Source organism: Micromonospora sp. NPDC047812 (genome assembly GCF_040704175.1).
Classification (GTDB): domain Bacteria; phylum Actinomycetota; class Actinomycetes; order Mycobacteriales; family Micromonosporaceae; genus Micromonospora.
Genome location: NZ_JBEYRY010000008.1, coordinates 99,846 through 117,300 on the forward strand (window position 1 = coordinate 99,846; position 17,455 = coordinate 117,300).

The 17,455-nt window shown below is 75.2% G+C and carries 12 protein-coding genes; 6 read left to right on the forward strand and 6 right to left on the reverse strand.

What is annotated here, in order from left to right; genetic code table 11:
• The first annotated feature begins 8 nt into the window (after positions 1-8).
• The 4 genes from AB0883_RS25055 (at position 9) to AB0883_RS25070 (ending at position 6,567) form a co-directional block, all read left to right on the forward strand.
• Positions 9-836 (forward strand): MBL fold metallo-hydrolase, encoded by an 828-nt coding sequence (locus AB0883_RS25055; protein WP_366643685.1) that lies wholly within the window; start codon positions 9-11, stop codon positions 834-836.
• Positions 833-4,417 (forward strand): adenylate/guanylate cyclase domain-containing protein, encoded by a 3,585-nt coding sequence (locus tag AB0883_RS25060; RefSeq protein WP_366643686.1) that lies wholly within the window; start codon positions 833-835, stop codon positions 4,415-4,417. Before AB0883_RS25055 ends, AB0883_RS25060 begins: the two co-directional genes overlap by 4 nt.
• Positions 4,418-4,545: 128 nt before the next feature.
• The gene (locus AB0883_RS25065) at positions 4,546-5,016 is read left to right on the forward strand and encodes a hypothetical protein (RefSeq protein WP_366643688.1); all 471 of its coding nucleotides are present in this window, start codon (positions 4,546-4,548) and stop codon (positions 5,014-5,016) included.
• A gap of 30 nt (positions 5,017-5,046) precedes the next feature.
• Positions 5,047-6,567 carry a serine/threonine-protein kinase gene (locus AB0883_RS25070; protein ID WP_366643689.1) on the forward strand — a complete coding sequence of 507 codons (1,521 nt, stop codon included), beginning with the start codon at positions 5,047-5,049 and terminating at the stop codon, positions 6,565-6,567.
• Here the strand turns inward: AB0883_RS25070 and AB0883_RS25075 are convergent.
• Complete coding sequence (locus AB0883_RS25075; protein ID WP_366643690.1) at positions 6,544-6,891, reverse strand: hypothetical protein; 348 nt, start codon at positions 6,889-6,891, stop codon at positions 6,544-6,546. The two genes, AB0883_RS25070 and AB0883_RS25075, sit on opposite strands and share 24 nt — an antisense overlap.
• A gap of 100 nt (positions 6,892-6,991) precedes the next feature.
• Here AB0883_RS25075 and AB0883_RS25080 point away from each other — a divergent pair, with 100 nt between their 5' ends.
• Positions 6,992-7,501, forward strand: coding sequence for a hypothetical protein (locus AB0883_RS25080; RefSeq protein WP_366643691.1), 510 nt, complete (start codon positions 6,992-6,994; stop codon positions 7,499-7,501).
• 205 nt (positions 7,502-7,706) lie between these two features.
• Entirely contained in the window at positions 7,707-9,512 is a 1,806-nt protein-coding gene (locus tag AB0883_RS25085) for an alpha/beta hydrolase (RefSeq protein ID WP_366643692.1), read from the forward strand.
• A 142-nt stretch (positions 9,513-9,654) separates the two neighbouring features.
• Here the strand turns inward: AB0883_RS25085 and AB0883_RS25090 are convergent, their stop codons facing one another.
• From AB0883_RS25090 to AB0883_RS25110, 5 genes are read right to left on the reverse strand one after another with little or no spacing between them, the layout of a single operon-like run.
• The gene (locus AB0883_RS25090) at positions 9,655-10,818 is read right to left on the reverse strand and encodes an acyl-CoA dehydrogenase (RefSeq protein WP_366643693.1); all 1,164 of its coding nucleotides are present in this window, start codon (positions 10,816-10,818) and stop codon (positions 9,655-9,657) included.
• A gap of 16 nt (positions 10,819-10,834) precedes the next feature.
• Positions 10,835-12,817: a biotin carboxylase N-terminal domain-containing protein gene (locus AB0883_RS25095; RefSeq protein WP_366643695.1), complete on the reverse strand. Its 1,983-nt coding sequence runs from the start codon at positions 12,815-12,817 to the stop codon at positions 10,835-10,837.
• A 42-nt stretch (positions 12,818-12,859) separates the two neighbouring features.
• Positions 12,860-14,461 (reverse strand): carboxyl transferase domain-containing protein, encoded by a 1,602-nt coding sequence (locus AB0883_RS25100; RefSeq protein ID WP_366643696.1) that lies wholly within the window; start codon positions 14,459-14,461, stop codon positions 12,860-12,862.
• Between the two features lie 55 nt (positions 14,462-14,516).
• A complete protein-coding gene (locus AB0883_RS25105) occupies positions 14,517-15,656 on the reverse strand; it encodes an acyl-CoA dehydrogenase family protein (protein WP_366643698.1) in 1,140 nt (379 codons plus the stop codon).
• Complete coding sequence (locus AB0883_RS25110; protein WP_366643699.1) at positions 15,653-17,434, reverse strand: acyclic terpene utilization AtuA family protein; 1,782 nt, start codon at positions 17,432-17,434, stop codon at positions 15,653-15,655. The genes AB0883_RS25105 and AB0883_RS25110 overlap by 4 nt, the downstream gene beginning before the upstream one ends.
• Positions 17,435-17,455: the final 21 nt, after the last annotated feature.

The window sequence follows — 17,455 nt, forward strand, 5'->3', positions numbered from 1 at the left end:
TCGCAGCCATGACCGGGCACTTCACCGCGCCGGCGGCGGCGCTCGCCGACGAGCTGCCGGGTTGGGTGACGCTGCTGCGCGCCCCGAACCCGGGGCCGATGACGCTCGACGGCACCAACACCTGGGTGCTGCGCGCCCCCGGCCAGGAGCACGCCGTCGTGGTCGACCCCGGCCCGGCCGACGAGGGGCACCTGGCGGCGATCGCCGCGCGGGGGCCGGTCGGCCTGGTGCTCATCACCCACGGCCACCCCGACCACACCGACGGCTCGCGCCGCCTGCACGAGCTGCTCGGCGGGGTGCCCGTCCGCGCCGCCGACCCGGCGCACAGCATCGCGGGGGAGCCGCTGGCCACGCCCGGGGAGGAGCTGGGCGGCCACGGCCTGGGCGTCCGGCTCGTGCCGACCCCCGGGCACACCGGCGACTCGGTCTGCTTCCTGGTCGAGCACGGCGACGAGCGGGTGGTCCTCACCGGCGACACGATCCTGGGCCGGGGGACCACCGTGGTCGCCCACCCGGACGGACACCTCGGGGACTACCTGGCCAGCCTGGAGCTGCTCTCGACGTACCGGGGGATCCCGGCGCTGCCGGGGCACGGCCCGGCGCTGGCCGACTGCGGCGTCGCCGCGGACTTCTACCTGGCCCACCGCCGCGCCCGGCTCGACCAGGTCAGGGCGGCGGTCGCCGGGGGCGCCACCACTCCCGCGGAGGTCGTCGCGACGGTCTACGCCGACGTCGACCGGTCGCTGTGGTGGGCCGCCGAGTGGTCCGTCCGGGCCCAGCTGGAGTACCTGGGCCGGGAATCCGGCGGAGGCGCCGCGGGGTTGGAGCAAGCGTGACCTGCCCGGTGTGCGGAACCGTCGCCGTGCCCGGCGCGCGGTTCTGCCACAACTGCGGCGCCGCGCTGCCGGCCGCCGCGACGCTGCCCGCGGCCGAACGCCGCGTGGTGACGGTGCTCTTCGGCGACCTGTCCGACTTCACCTCCTGGTCGGAGGACCTCGACCCGGAACGCGTCGGCGCGGTCACCGACCGGGTCCTCGCCGCGCTGGCCGGCGCGGTGAAGACGTTCGGCGGTCACGTCGACAAGCTCACCGGCGACGGGATCATGGCGGTCTTCGGGGCGCCGGTCGCGCACGAGGACGACGCCGAGCGGGCCGTGCGGGCCGCGCTGTCGATGCAGCGGGCGGTCCGCCGGGTGCTCGACGACGAGCGGGGCGGCGGCGCGCCGCTCGGCCTGCGGGTCGGGCTGAACACCGGCGACGTGATCGCCGGCATCCAGGCCGCGATCGAATACACGGTCATCGGCGACACCGTCAACACCGCCGCCCGACTGGCCGACGCCGCCGCCGTCGGCGCGGTCTACGCGGGGGCACGCACCTCCGCCGCCACCCGGCACGTGGCCTCCTGGCGGGCGCTGCGCCCGCTGCGGCTCAAGGGCAAGCGCGAGCCGGTCGAGGCGTACGAGCTGCTCGGTCTCCTGGACGCCCCGGGCACCCGGTCCGGCCTCGGCGACGAGGCCCCCTTCGTCGGCCGGGAGACCGAGATCGGCCGGGTCGCCGGCCGGCTCGCCGAGGTGATCGACCGCGCCGAGCCCCGGGTGCTGCTGATGACCGCCGAGGCCGGGATCGGCAAGTCCCGGTTCGCCGCCGAGGTGGAACGCCTCGCCGCCGGCTACGACGTGGGCCCGGGCCGGTACGCCGCGCACACGGGCGCCCGGGTGCTGTCGGTGCGTTGCGCCGCCTTCGGCGAGCGGCGCCGGCTCGCGCCTCTGGCCGACCTGGTCCGGGCGGCGGTCGGCCTGCCCAACGACGCCGCCACCGCGCTCACCCGCCCGGCCGTCGAGGAACGCCTGCGCCGGCTCGGCCAGCGACTCAGCCGCTCCGGCGAGCCGGCGCCGGTCGCCGTCGACCAGTTGCTGGCCCTGCTCGGGTACGCCGAGCTGCCCGGCGGCGGCCCGGCCGACCAGGGCGAATGGGGCACCGCCCAGCCCACCGACGCCGACGCCGTGCCGAACGCGGTCGCGGACCTGCTCACCGCGCTCGCCGGGGAGGCGCCCCTGGTGGTCGTCGTCGACGACCTGCACGACGCCACCGCCGAGACCATCGAGGCGCTCGGGGTCACCCTGTCCCGGCTCGCCGGCCCGGTGCTGGTGCTGCTGCTCGGCCGGCCCGAGCTGGTGCGTACCGCCGGGGCGCTGACCCGGGTCGCGGACGCCGAGGTGCACGCGCTGCCGCCGCTGCGCGGTGCCGACGCGGCCCGGCTGCTCACCACCTACCTCGGCGGCGGCAGGCTGCCGCAGGCCGACGCCGACCGGCTGCTCGCCACCGCCCAGGGCAACCCGTTCTACCTGGCCGAGCTGGTCACCCTGCTGATGGAGCGGGGCGCGCTGACCACCGTCGCCGAGCGGAACGCCCCGAATCCGGGCGGCTGGCGACTGGTGCCCGGCTCGCTCGGCAGCCGCCTGCTCTCCCGCGACCTGGCCGCGGTGCTCGCCGCGCGCATCGACGCGCTGCCGGCGGAGGCGCGCTCCGTGCTGCGGGACGCGGCGGTGGTCGGCGACACGGTGCCGGACGGTGCGCTGGAGGCGCTGCGCGAGCAGCGGGCCGGCCGCGACGGCCGACCGGCGGCGGTGGTCGCCGTCGAGCTGGAACGGGCGGTGGAGGAGCTGCTGCAACGCCGGATGCTGCACCGCACCCGCACCGGGTACGCCTTCGCGACCCCGTTGATGCGGGAGGCCGCGTACGCCGGGGTGAGCAAGGCCGAACTGGCCGAGCGGCACGCGGCGCTGGCCCGGTGGGCCGCGGCCGATCCGGCGGCGGGCGCGGGCGCGCCGGGCGGCTTCGCCGAGGCGGCCCGGGACATCTTCGTGGCCCAGCACGTGGAACGGGCCGCCGCGCTGGCCGACGCGGTCGGGCTGCGGCCGGACGCGCCGGCGCGGGCCGTCGTCGGTCTGGGCGTCGCCGCGCTCGGCGGGGCCGCGCGCCGGTCGTTGCAGGCGGGCGAGCCCGCGATGGCCGTGGAGTACGCCGAACGCGCGGCCGAGCTGGCCCGCGACGGGGTGCCGGCGGCCGACCGGGTGGTGCACGCCCGGGCGCTGCTCCAGGTCGGGCGCCCCGCCGACGCGCTCGCGTTCGCCGAGAAGATCGCCGCCAACGCCGGCGACGAGTCCGCCGTGCGGACCGGCGCGCTGCTGCTCGCCGGGCAGGCCCACCAGACCATGGGCGACCAGGCGCGCGCGGTGGGCTGCTGGCAGGAGGCGTTGCAGGTGGCCACGGCCGGCGCTCTGCCGACGCTGCGCGCCTCGGCGATGCGCCGACTCGGCATGGCCGACTTCGTCGCCGGGCGGTTGGGGCAGGCCAGCAGCCGGCTCGCCGCGTCGTACCAGGTGAGCCTCCAGGCGCAGGACCGCCGGGGGCAGGCGTGGTCGTTGCAGAACCTGGCCTGGGTGACCACGACCCGGGGCGACTTCGCCGGCACCGACGCCGTGCTCGGCCGGGCCGCCCGGCTCTTCGCCGAGCTGAAGGACCCGTACGGGCGGGCCTGGCTGCGCGGCACCACCGCCTTCGCCCGGCTGCTCGCCGGCCGGCTGCGCGAGGCGTGCCGGCTGGCGCAGGTCTTCCTGCCGTTCGGGGAGCGGGTCGGCGAGGCGTGGGCGGTGGGCACGCTGCGCGCGGTCGAGGCGTTCGCCACCGCCGAGTTGGGTGAGCTGGGCGAGGCGGACCGGGGGGCCCGCCGGGCGTACCGGGAGTTCGCCGCCGCCTCCGACGACTGGGGGCGCGGGTTCGCGCTGGTCGTCCGGGGCGTCGTGGCGCGCGGGCTGGGCGAGCCGGAGCACGCCGCCGACCTGCTCACCGACGCGCTGTCGTACGCGGAGCGGACGTCGCACCCGCTGCTCACCGGGATGGCCGGCACGCTGCGCGGCTTCGTGGCGCTCGATCTGGGTGACTGCGACACGGCCGAGCGGGACGCCCGGTCGGTGCTGACCGCCGTCGAGCCGCACAACCCCCAGGCGCCCGCTCAGGTGGGGCCCCGGGTGCTGCTGGCCACCGCCCGGCTGGCCGCCGGTGACTCCGCGACCGCCGTCGGGCTGCTCGCCCCGGTGGCCACCGCCGCAGCCACCGTGCCCTCGCTGCTCTTCTCCGGCCGCCAGACCATGGCCCGGTACGCTTCCGCGCTGCTCGCCCACGGCCAGTGCGAGCAGGCGCTGGACTGGGCCCGACGGGCCGTCGCCGCCCCGGCGGAGGACGTGCGCAGCCAGGTGGTCGCCGCGCGAGTGCTCGCCGAGGCGCTCGCGGCCTGCGGCCGGTCCGCGGAGGCGCTCGCCAGCGCCGAGGAGGCGGTCCGCCTGGCGTACGCGACCGAGCAGCGCAGCGAGCGCGCCGCCGCCGACGCCCTGCGCGCCCGCCTCGCCACCCCCTAGTCCCGCCGGACCCCGGAACCGGAAGGTCTGGCGGTTCTGGGGATGCGGTGTGTCGGGGGTGGCCGATAGCGTGTCAGGTCCGAGGGGCGGTCGGTCGTGCGACCGCGTCGGGTCTGGGGAGGGCCGTGATGAGGTTGCCGCGTTCGGCCGCCGGATGGACGATCGCGGTCTTCGGCGTGCTGGCCCTGCTCATGGGCGCGGTCGGGCTGGTCTGGCCGGAGGCGCTGCTGCGGCTGCTCGGCTTCGAGGTGCCGGCGACCCGCGCGGCCGGCGACCACACCGGCACCTTCCTGGTCGCCTCCTCGATGGCCTCGTTCAACATGGGGGTCTACTACCTGCTCGCCACCGCCACCGAGTGGCGGCCGTTCTTCCGCTTCACGGTGGTGTTCCGGCTGGTCACGTTCACGGTGTTCAGCATCGCGGTGCTGGCCGACATCGCGCCCGGGCGGTTCTTCGGGGTGGCCGCCTGGGAGGGCCTCGGCGCGGTGGCGACCGCCGTCGGGCTCTGGTGGGACGACCGTCGCGCGGGTGCGGGGACGGTGGGTGGCGGAGGCGGTTCCGCCGCCGGTGCCGTTCCGGCCGCTGATGCGGTTCACTGAGCCGTCGGTCCGGTTGGGTATTTTCGAGCTGTGACCGCGACCCCGCCCGGCGCCCTGCCGATGCCCATTGTGCCCGGTCTGACTGATCTGCGCGTGTTTGCCAGGGGAGGCTACGCGACGATCTACAAGGCGACCCAGATCTCGGTGGGGCGTGAGGTCGCGGTCAAGGTGGAGAACCGCACCCTCGACAGCGAGCACGACCAGGCCCGCTTCCTGCGCGAGGCGCGGGCCGCCGGGCGGATGTCGTCGCACCCGCACGTGGTCGACCTCTTCGACGTCGGGGTCACGGTCGACCAGCATCCCTACCTGATCATGGAACTCTGCGACGGCTCGTACGCCGAGCGGATGCGGACCTCGCCGCTCGGGCCGGCCGAGGCGCGCGACCTCGGGGTCAAGATCGCCGACGCGATCGCCCACTCGCACGCCGCCGGCGTGCTGCACCGCGACGTCAAGCCGGCGAACATCCTCTACTCGCACTTCAACTCGGCGGTGCTGGCCGACTTCGGGCTGGCGGTGGTGGCCGAGATGCGTGACGCCTCGGTCGCCCTGGAGGTGCTCACCCCGGCCTACGCGCCGCCGGAGATGTTCAACCACAGCCCGCCGTCGCCGGCCGTCGACGTCTACGCCCTCTGCGCCACCCTCTACGCGGTGATGCACGGCCGCCCGCCGCGCTGGCAGTCCGAGCGCAATCCCAGCTTGGTCACCGTGCTGGAGATGTTCCACCAGCCGGTTCCCGGCCTGCCCGGGGTCCCGGCCGAGATGATCGACGTGCTCCGGGTCGGGATGTCCAACGATCCCGGCGAGCGTCCCTCGGCCGTCGAGCTGCGCGACCTGCTGGCCGGTCTGCCGCTCGGTCCGGCCGGCTCCCCGGCGGGCGGCACGGGCGTGCCGGGTCCGGTCAGCGGACCCCCCGGCCCTGTCGGCCCGTACGGCGTCGACCACGTCTCCCGGCCCGCTCCGCGACCGCCGGTGGAGGATCTCCACCCCACGGTGCCCACCGTCGGCCAGCGGCGCCGGCGGCGCTGGTTCCTCGGCGGCGCCGGGATGGTCGCCCTGGCCGCCTCGGCCGGCGCCGGTGCCTGGCTGGCCGGCGCGGTCTCCGGCCCGGTCCCGTCGCCGACGGCCGGCGTTGCGGCGACGAGCGTGGCGGCGAGGAGCGCGGTGCTGCCCGCCTGCGCCCTGACGACCGGGCTGCCGGCCGGCGCGGGCTGCGCCGACGAGTTGGAGTGCTTCGGGCCGATGGAGGTGCGCGACGCGCGGGCCCGGGCGCCCCGGGTGCCCTGCGACGGCCAGCACACCTGGGAGAGCTACGCCGAGGGCAGGCTCCCCGACACCCTGGTCGGCGCCGGCCACGAGGAGGTCAGCGCTGACGCGGTGGTGCGCCGGGTCTGCAACGAGACCACCTTCCGGCTCACCAGCGGGATCAGCTACGCGGAGGGCTGGAACCTGGAGGTGCTGCCCCCGGCCGGGGCGGACGCCGACCGGACGTACCGCTGCCTGGCCGGGCGTGGGCTCGACGCGCTCGCCTCACCCACCCTCACGGGCCGCTGAGCCGCTGCGTCCCCGGTGCCGCTCCCGCATGGCGCGGACGGCCTCCCGGTGGTCCAGCGACTCCAGCGTGTCGGCGTCGACGCCGTACAGGCCCCCGACCGGCTGCCCCGGGCCGCCCGGCGTGACTGCCGGTTCCGTGCCGTCGTCCTGCCGGGTCGCCGCCACCGACACCGCCGCGATCATCGTCGACAGGACGCAGAGCAGCGCCAGGGCCACCCCGACGAGATCCTGACGGCCCCAGACGATCAGCGTCACCAGCAGCGAAGCCGCCGTCAGCGCCGCCACGACCGCCTTCGCCCGCGCGTCGGGCCTCGGAATTCTCACCCGTCCAGGATGTCCGAGCGGGGCCCGCTGTCAACCGGGACGCCGGCACCGGATGCGATGATCTCCGCCGGAGACCGTCTGGCGTGAGAGAGGAGTGCCGGTGACCCGCGTCCTCCGGATCGTCGCCGCCGTGCTGGTGTCGGGTGCGCTGGCCGCGTGCGGGTCGGACGGGGAGCCGGCGACCGCGCCGCCCCCCGCGAGCGCCCCCGCGCCGGAGGTGCCGTCGTCCGTCACACCGTCGTCGTCCGTCACACCGTCGTCGTCGGCCCCCGTGCCGTCGGCCCCCGTGCCGTCGGCCCCCGTGCCGTCGGTCGCCGGCCGCGGCGGGTACGCCAACCCGGACGAGGCGATGGCCGGGCACCTGTCGGCCCTGCCGGGGGTCCGCTACCTCGGCCTCTGCAAGAACGCGAAACGCGATCCGGCGGCGGTCTGCGCCCTCCGGATGGGATTCGTCGACCAGGACGAGGTCTACGGCCTCGGCGCCCCGCACAGCGACATCGTCGGCTTCCTGCTGCTGCGCAAGGGCCCCGACGGCTGGCGGGTGGTGGACGACTACGCGCCCGACGACGGGAAGGCCACGCCGCCGGCCTGGATGGCCGGCGTGGCGTAGCCGGACCGATCCGGCGCGGTTGGACACGGTTGCCCCGGCAGGCGCGGAGGGCTAAAAGCGTCGACGGTGAATTATTCGTTACATCGGCCGGCGGATTGTCGGATATATAGCCACTCGGCGGCCTGCAAGCGTGTCGCGCCATCCCTAGAGTGACGGAGGTCGAGCCACGGCCCGACCGTCCTGTCGCCCACCGGAAGGCGTCCACATGCCACGACGAAACCGGTCCCTCGCCGCCGCGGGAATCGCCGGCGTCCTCCTCGCCGGCGCCGCGGTCGCACCCGCCGCCGCCGCACCGTCCCCCGCTGGCGGGGACCGTCCGGTCACCTCCGACCGGACCAGCCCGCAGGAGGCCCGCCGGGTCGACCGGGTGCCCACGCCCACACTGGACTGGTACGCCTGCTACGACTACGCCGAGTGCGCCACCGTCAGGCTGCCCCGCGACTACGACCAGCCGAACGGCCCCACGACCGAGGTCGCCGTGCTGCGGGTCAAGGCCCGCGACCAGCAGCGGAAGATCGGCAGCCTCTTCGTCAATCCGGGCGGCCCCGGCGGCTCCGGCACCGACGTCGCGCTCGCCGCGCCGTACTTCCTCGGTGACGAGGTGCTCGACCGCTTCGACATCGTCGGCGTCGACCCGCGCGGCGTCGCCGCCAGCCAGCAGGTCAGGTGCTTCCCCTCCGTCAAGGAACAGACCCGGGCCTACGCCGGGCTGAACGTGGCGTTCCCGTGGACGAAGGCCGAGGAGAAGGCGTACGTCGCCTCCTCGAAGGCCGTCGGCAAGGGCTGCTCCACCACGGGCCGGCCGCTCAGCGGCGCGATGTCGACCGCCGAGGTCGCCCGGGACATGGACGTGCTGCGCCGCGCCGTGGGCGACCAGAAGCTCACCTTCCTCGGCTTCAGCTACGGCAGCATCCTCGGCCAGTACTACGCCAACATGTTCCCGGACCGGGTCCGCGCCCTGGTGATCGACGGCGTGCTCAACCCGAACGAGTGGGTCGGTCAGGGCAAGGCGCGCAGCCTGTCCCAGGAGGACCGGATGCGCAGCGCGCAGGGCGCGTACAAGGCGCTGCGGGAGATCCTGGTGCGCTGCGACAAGGCCGGCGCCCAGGCGTGTGCGCTGGCCGAGGGCGATCCGGTCGCGTCGTTCGACCTGGTCGCGAAGCGGCTGCGGGCCAAGCCGGTGGTCATCGAGGACCCCGACCTCGGCCCGATCACCGTCACGTACGCCGACTTCGTCGCCGCCAACCTGGGCGCGCTCTACGGCCCGACGGGCTACGCCGAGGTCGTCGACCTCACCGCCGCCCTGCTGGTGCTCACCGACCCGGCGTCGTCGCCGGCCGCCCGCCGCCCGGCGACGGCCGACGTGACCCGGCAGGCCGCCAAGGCCCGCGAGCAGGCCCGGCGCTACGACTTCCCGTACAACAACGGGTTGGAGACCTTCCTCGGCGTGGACTGCACCGACGCGTACCACCCGAAGGACGCCGGCTCGTTCCCGGCGCTCGCCGCGAAGGCCGACAACCGTGACCCGTACTTCGGTCGGCTCTGGACTTGGGGCACCTCGCCGTGCGCCCGCAAGACCTGGACCGTGCGGGACGAGGACGCCTACACCGGGCCGTTCAACCGGCGGACCGCCGCGCCGGTGCTGGTGGTGGGCAACTACTGGGACCCGGCGACCAACTACCGGGGCGCGGTCAGCTCGGCCCGGCTGCTGCCGAACAGCCGCCTGCTCAGCAGCGACAGCTGGGGGCACACCGCGTACGGGACGTCGGCCTGCGTGACCGGCGCTGTCGACGCGTACCTGCTGCGCGGGGCGCTGCCGGCCAACGGCAAGGTCTGCGTGGGCGACGTCCAGCCGTTCGCCGAGCTGCCGGCAGAGCCGGAGGCGACCCGGCGGGCGGAGGCGTCGAAGGGCGCGCTGGCCGCCGAGGGGGCCCCGGGCCGGGGTGAGCCGAAGCGGCTCCCGCCGGTGGTCGCCCCGCTGCCGGCGGTCGGCACGCTGACCGTCCGCTGAGGACCCGGGGTGCGGCGGGCGATCGGGCGCCCGCCGCACCCCGGCCCGCTCGGCGCGGGCAGGAATCACCCGTCGTCCACGCGACTCCGCAGCCGCCGGGTCCGTCGGCGTGCGTAGCAGCCCGGTATGCCGACCGCGTCGGTCAGTAGGACTTGTCCTGGCCGAGGACGTGCTGGGCGACGAAGTTGAGGATCATCTCGCGGCTGACCGGGGCGATCCGGCCGGCGCGCACCGCGCCGAGCAGCGTGGCCACGCCGTACTCGGTGGTCATGCCCGCCCCACCGAGCACCTGGACGGCGGTGTCGACGGCCAGCGCGGCGGCCTCCCCGGCGGCGTACTTGGCCATGTTGCCGGAGACCCCGGCCTCCAGGTCGCGGCCCGCGTCGTAGAGGGTGGCGGCCTTGTGGATCATCAGGCGGGCCAGTTCGACCTGCACGGCCGCGTGCGCGAGCGGGTGGGACACGCCCTGGTGGGAGCCGATGCTCCGGCCGCCCCAGACCTTGCGGGTGGCGGTGTACTCGCTGGCCCGCTCGATGGCGTACCGGCCGGTGCCGGCGCCCATGGCGGCGACCGTGATCCGTTCCGGGTTGAGCCCGGCGAAGAGCGCCGGCAGGCCGGCGTCCAGCGACTCGCCGACCAGCGCGTCGGCGGGCAGCCGCACGTCGTCGAGGTAGAGCAGGAACTGGTTCTCCGGGGAGACGATCTCCATGTCCAGCTTGGACCGCGTCAGCCCGGGCGCGTCGGTCGGCACCACGAACAGCGCCGGCTTCAGCTTTCCCGAGACCGCGTCCTCGGTCCGTGCCACCACCAGCACGTACGACGCCTCGTCGACGCCGGAGATGTAGCACTTGCGGCCGGAGACCAGCCAGTCGTCGCCGTCGCGGCGGGCCACGGTGCCGAGCCGGTGGAAGTTGGAGCCGGCCTCCGGTTCGGTGATCGCGAAGACCACCTTCAGCGAGCCGTCGGCGAAGCCGGGCAGGTAGCGCTTGCGCTGTTCCTCCGTGCCGTGCCGGGCGATCACCGTGGCCGCGATGGCCGGGGAGACCACCAGCAGCAGCAACGGGCAGCCGGCCGCCGCCAGCTCCTCGCAGACGATGGCCAGCTCGGTGATCCCGCCCCCGCCGCCGCCGTACTCGGTGGGGATGTTGACCCCGAGGTAGCCCAGCCGGCCGGCCTCGTCCCACAGCTCGGTGGTGTGCTCACCGGAGCGGGCCTTGGTGACGAAGTAGTCGTGGCCGTACCGCCGGCCCAGCGCGCGGACGGCGTCGCGGAGCTGGTCCTGCTCGGGGGTGAGGTCGAAGTTCATCGCGGGGCCTCCAGGATCACTCGGGGTCGACCACGGCCAGCACGGCGCCCGTGTCGACCTGCCCGCCGGCCGCGACCGGAAGCTCGGCGACCACGCCGTCGGCCGGGGCGAGCACGGGATGTTCCAGCTTCATCGCTTCCAGGGTCAGCAGCAGGTCGCCGGCCGCCACCCGCTGCCCGACCTCGACGTGTACCCGGGTCACCGCGCCGGGCAGCGGCGCGACCAGCGACCCGGCCGCCAGCTCCGCGGTGGGCTCCGGGAAGCGCGGCAGCTCGGCCAGGCTCGCCGCCCCGTCCGGGCCGTCCACGAAGACATCCGAATCCACCCGGTGTACGCGGTACGCGCGCCGCACCCCGTCCACGTCGAGCACCACCCGGTCCGGGGCGGCCTGGACCAGGCTCACCACCGGCGTCGGTGCGCCCGCCGGATCCGTGGACCACTCGGCGAGGCCACCCGAGCGGTCCAGGCGGTAGCGGACCTCGATCTCGCCGTCCGGGCCGGTGAACCGGGTGACCTGCGGGAACGCCGGCACATTGCGCCAGCCCGACGGGAGCCCGGCGAGCACCGGCGCGTCGGCCCGACGGGCTGCGGCGGCGGCCAGCGCGGCGGCCAGGGCCACCAGAGGGAGCTGGTCGGCGGGCAGCAGCGGGGCGAAGACCTCGGGGTGCCGGTCCAGGAAACCGGTGTCGATCTCCACCGCGCCGAACTCGCGGCTGCGCAGTACCCGGACCAGCAGGTCCCGGTTGGTGGCGACGCCGTGCAGCTCGGCCCGGGCCAGCGCGCCGGCCAGGGCGCGGGCCGCCTCGGCGCGGGTGGACGCCCAGGCGATCACCTTGGCGAGCATCGAGTCGTAGTGGACACTCACCACCGAGCCGTCCACGACGCCGGAGTCGAGCCGCAGGCCTGCCCGGGAGAGGTTCTCGAACTCACGCTCCACCCCGGGAACCGCGAACCGGTGCAGAACCCCCGCCGCGGGCCGGTAACCCTGCGCCGGATCCTCGGCGCACAGCCGCACCTCGATCGCGTAGCCCCGCACCGCTACCCGGTCGTGGAGGTGTTCCGGCAGGGGCTCGCCTTCGGCCACCAGCAGTTGCAGTCGGACCAGGTCCAGGGCCCCGAGGGCGACCAACTCGGTGACCGGGTGCTCGACCTGGAGGCGGGTGTTCATCTCCAGGAAGTAGATCTCCCCGTCGGGCGCGAGCAGGAACTCCACCGTGCCGGCGCCGACGTAGTCGACCGCCCGGCCGGCGGCCACCGCCGCGGTGTGCAGCCGCTCCCGCACCTCGGCGGGGAGGACGCCGGGCGCCTCCTCGACGATCTTCTGGTGTCGGCGCTGGATCGAGCACTCTCGCACGCCGAGGGCCGCCACCGTCCCGTGGGTGTCGCCGAAGATCTGCACCTCGACGTGCCGGCCGCGCTCGACGTACCGCTCGACGAAGACCGTGCCGTCGCCGAACGCGCCGGCCGCCTCGCGGCGCGCGGAGGCGACGGCCTCGGCCAGCGCGGCGGCGTCCCGGACGACGCGCATGCCGCGCCCGCCGCCCCCGGCGGACGCCTTCACCAGCACCGGGAAGTCGGTGATCTCGTCGGCGTCGGTCCAGGTGGGCAGCATCGGCACGCCCGCCTCGGCGAGCAGGGCCTTCGCGGCCATCTTGTCGCCCATCGCGGCGATCGCCTTGGCCGGCGGGCCGACCCAGGTCAGCCCGGCGTCGGTCACCGCGGCGGCGAACTCGGCGTTCTCGGCGAGGAAGCCGTAGCCGGGGTGCACGGCGTCCGCGCCGGTCCTGCGGGCCGCGTCGAGGATCAGATCGATCCGCAGGTACGTCTCGGCGGGCGCGTTGCCGGGCAGCCGGACGGCGTGGTCGGCCTCGGCGACGAACGGCGCGTCGGCGTCGGCGTCGGAGTGCACGGCCACCGTCTCGACGCCCAGCTCGCGGCAGGTGGCGAAGACCCGACGGGCGATCTCGCCCCGGTTCGCCACGAGCAGTTTCCGGATCACTGGTCCCGCCTCTCGATCGCATTCATCGGGCGCACCGCCGCCTCACATCCGGAAGACGCCGAAGCTGTCGGCGCCCCTGACCGGTGCGTTGTGGATCGCCGACAGGCAGAGCCCGAGGACCGTACGGGTGTCGCGGGGGTCGATCACCCCGTCGTCGTAGAGCCGGCCGGAGAGGAAGAGCGCGCCGGACTGCGACTCGATCTGCTGCTCGACCATCATCCGCATCGCGGCGTCGGAGTCCTCGTCGTAGTCCCGGCCCCGGGCGGCGGCGGCCTGCCGGGCCACGATGGACAGCACGCCCGCGAGCTGCGCCGGCCCCATCACCGCCGACTTGGCGTTCGGCCAGGTGAACAGGAACCTCGGCTCGTACGCCCGCCCGCACATGCCGTAGTTGCCGGCGCCGTAGGAAGCGCCGAGGTTGACCGTCAGGTGCGGCACGGTCGAGTTCGACACCGCGTTGATCATCAGGGCGCCGTGCTTGATGATGCCGCGCTGCTCGTACTCGGTGCCGACCATGTAGCCGGTGGTGTTCTGGAGGAAGACCAGCGGGACGTCGGCGGCGTTGGCGAGCTGGATGAACTGGGTCGCCTTCTGCGCCTCCTCGCTGAACAGCACGCCCCGCGCGTTGGCCAGCACCCCGACGGGGTAGCCGTGCAGCTCGCCCCAGCCGGTGACCAGGGCGGTGCCGTAGGCCGGCTTGAACTCGTCGAACTCGCTGCCGTCGAGCACCCGGGCCAGCACCTCGCGCGGGTCGAACGGCACCTTCAGGTCGGCGCTGGCGATGCCGAGCAGCTCCTCCGGGTCGTACCTCGGCGGGGCCGGGAACGGGTTGCGCGGTGGCGGGCCCTGCTTGCGCCAGTTGAGCCGCCGTACGCACTGCCGGGCCAGCCGGATGCCGTCGCGCTCGTCGGCGGCCAGGAAGTCCGCGAGCCCGGACGTCGTGGCGTGCATGGCCGCCCCGCCGAGGGACTCGTCGTCGGTGAACTCGCCGGTGGCCATCTTCACCAGCGGCGGCCCGGCCAGGTAGACCTGCGACCGGTCCCGAATCATGATCACGTGGTCGGACATCCCCGGCACGTACGCGCCCCCGGCGGTGGCGTTGCCGAAGACCACGCTGACCGTGGGGATCTTCGCGGCCGAGAGCCGGGTCAGGTCGCGGAACACCCGTCCACCCGGGATGAAGATCTCCGCCTGGGTGGGCAGGTCCGCGCCCGCCGACTCGACCAGGTTCACCATCGGCAGCCGGTTGGCCAGGGCGATCTCGCCCGCCCGGCGGGTCTTCGCGAGCGACCACGGGTTCACCGCGCCGCCGCGTACCGTCGGGTCGTTCGCGACGACCAGGCACTCGACGCCCTCGACGACGCCGATGCCGGTCACCACGCTGGCGCCGACGGGAAAGTCGGTACCGTACGCCGCCACCGGGGACAGCTCCAGGAACGGGCTGTCCGGGTCGAGCAGCAGCTCGATCCGCTCCCGGGGGAGCAGCTTGCCGCGCCCGTGGTGCCGGGTCACGTACTTCTCGCCGCCACCGGCGCGGGCCTGGTCGAGGGCGGCGTCCAGCTCGGCGAGGCGCTCCAGCAGGGCCTCCCGGTTGGCGCGGTGTCCCGGCGAGGACGGATCGATCGCGCTGCGCAACGTGGTCACAGAGCCTCCTTCGTTCGTGACTGCGGGGCTCGCAAACCCGGCTCACTCCTCGCACTCACAGGCCCATGCCCTTCGCGATGATCTCGTTCATGATCTCGGTGGTGCCGCCGCCGATGCCGAGGATCCGGGCGTCGCGGTAGTGCCGCTCGACCTCGGCGTCGCGCAGGTAGCCGTAGCCGCCGTGCAGTTGGAGCGCCTGGTCGACCACCTCGGCGCAGGCGGCCACCGCGACGTTCTTCGCCATCGCCACCTCGGTCACCACCGGCTCGCCCGCCGCGACCCGCGCCGCCACCTGGTGCACGTACGCGCGGGCCGCCTCGGCGCGGGTGTGCATCTCGGCCAGCCGGTGCCGGACGAGTTGCCGGCTCGCCAGGGGACGGCCGAACGTGGACCGGTCCCGGCACCAGCGCACCGCCAGTTCCACGGAACGCTGCGCGATGGCGTACGCCTGGGTGGCCAGCGAGAGCCGCTCCGCGGCGAAGTTCTGCATGATCGCCAGGAATGCCGTGTCCTCCGCGCCGACCCGGTTGGACACCGGCACCCGCACGTCGGCGAAGGACAGCTCGGCGGTGTCCGAGCAGTGCCAGCCGAGCTTCTCCAGCCGGCGCCCGACCGTGAAGCCCGGCGTGCCCTTGTCGATCACCAGCAGGGTCAGGGCGCCGGTGCCCGGCGGCAGGGTGCAGACGGCGGTGGTCACGAAGTCGGCCCGGACGCCGCTGGTGATGTAGGTCTTCGACCCGTTGACCACGTAGTGGTCGCCGTCGCGCCGCGCATGGGTGCGGATGCTCGCCACGTCGGAGCCGCCGTCCGGTTCCGTGATCGCCAGCGCGCCGATCATGGTGCCGGCCAGCGTCGGCCGGACGTACCGGTCGATCAGCTCCGCGTCGCCGGAGGCGACGATGTGCGGCAGGGCGATGCCGTGGGTGAACAGGGCCGCGACCAGCCCGGACGAGCCGCCCGAGCGGATGATCTCCTCGGTCACGATGATCGAGTCGAGCAGGTCCCCGCCGCTGCCGCCGACGGCCTCCGGGAAGCCGATGCCGAGCAGGCCGAGCTTGGCGGCGGTGGCGTGCAGTTCCCGGGGGATCTCGCCGGCCCGCTCCCAGTCGTCCAGGCGCGGCAGCACCTCCCGGGTGACGAAGGCCCGGGCCAGCTCCCGCAGCTGCCGGCGCTCCGGCGTGTCCACGATGGTCATCGGCCCTCCCGGGGCGTCGCGCCGCCGGCCGGGGAGTCCGGGCCGCCAGGCGGGGAGTCCGGGCCGGGCGTGAGCTCCGCCGGTAGGTCGACGAGCCGGGAGCGGAGCAGTTCGCCGAGCGCCTTGGCCTGCGGATCGAACCGGGTGGAGGCCGCCACCCCCTGCCCGAGCAGGCCCCGGACGACGAAGTTGACCGCCCGCAGGTTCGGCAGCTCGTACCGCTCCACGGTCAGCGGCGCGGTCTCCGGCAGCAGCTCGCGCAGCCGCGCGGTGGTCAGCCAGCCGCGCAGCCACGACCAGGTCGCGTCGGTGCGGGCCCAGACGCCCAGGTTGGCGTCGCCGCCCTTGTCGCCGGAGCGGGCCCCGACCAGCTCGCCGAGCGGCGCGCGCCGGGTGGGCCGGTCGGCCGGCGGGTCAGCCGCCGGGGTCGTTGCTCCGGTCGGGTCGGCGGCGGGCGTCGTTGCGGCGGGCGCCGGCCCGTCGGGCGGGCCGGCGGTGCGCGCCGGCGGCGGAATCGGCACCAGCTCGCCGGAGGGGAGCACCGCGACGTGCGGCACCGCGTCCTGCGGCACGGCGTCGGCGGTGAACACCCCGTAGGGCGTCGCGTCGCCGGGCAGCGTGGTCAGTGTGCAGCCGGGATAGGAGGCCAGGGCCAGCTCCACCGCGGCGGACGAGAAGGCCCGCCCGGCCCGCGCCTTGTCGCCGTCGCGCAGGTGTACGTGCAGCAGCGCGCTCGCCGCCTCGGTCTCGACCGCGTCCGCGTGATCGGTACGGGCCAGGACGAACTCCAGCCCCTCCGTGCCGACCGCCGCCTCGACCTGACCGCGGACCAGGGCCGCCTTGGCGGGGATGTCGAGCCCGCACAGGACGAAGGTCATCGAGTTGCGGAAGCCGCCGAGGTTGTTGACGCCCACCTTGAGGGTGCCCGGCGGAGGCGTGCCCCGGACGCCGCTCACCCGCACCCGGTCCGGCCCGTCGGCGCCCAGCTCCACCGTGTCCAGCCGGGTCACCACGTCCGGCCCGAGGTAGGCCGGGCCGCCGACCTCGTAGAGCAGCTGGGCGGTGACCGTCTCCACGGTGACCGCGCCGCCGGTGCCCGGGTGCTTGGTGATCACACACGAGCCGTCGGGGTGCAGCTCGGCGACCGGGAAGCCGGGACGCCGCCCGCCGTCGGGCAGCTCCGTGAAGAAGCTGAAGTTGCCCCCGGTGACCTGCGCCCCGCACTCGACCAGGTGACCGGCGACGGTCGCCCCGGCCAGCGCGTCCAGGTCGTCGCGGCCCCAGCCGAACCGGGCGATCGCCGGCCCGACCACCAGGGACGCGTCGGTCACCCGGCCGGTGACCACCACGTCCGCCCCGCCGTCCAGGCAGGCGGCGATGCCGTACGCCCCGAGGTAGGCGTTCGCCGTGAGCGCGTCCGGGCGGGCGAGGGCGTCGCCCTCGACGTGTCCGACGCGGACGGTCAGGCCGAGCCGGTCCGCGAGGGACCCGATGGCGGCGGCCAGGCCGGCCGGGTTCAGCCCGCCCGCGTTGGTCACGATCCGTACGCCCCGGTCCAGCGCGGTGCCGAGGCAGCCCTCCATTTGGCGGAGGAAGGTCTTCGCGTAGCCGAGGGAGGGGTCGCGAAGCCGGTCCCGGCCGAGGATCAGCATGGTCAGCTCGGCGAGGTAGTCGCCGGTCAGCACGTCCAACTCGCCGCCGTCGAGCATCTCCCGCCACGCCGCGAACCGGTCGCCGTAGAAGCCGGAGGCGTTGCCCACCCGCAGCACGTCGCTCACGCCGGCACCCCGCCCGCCACG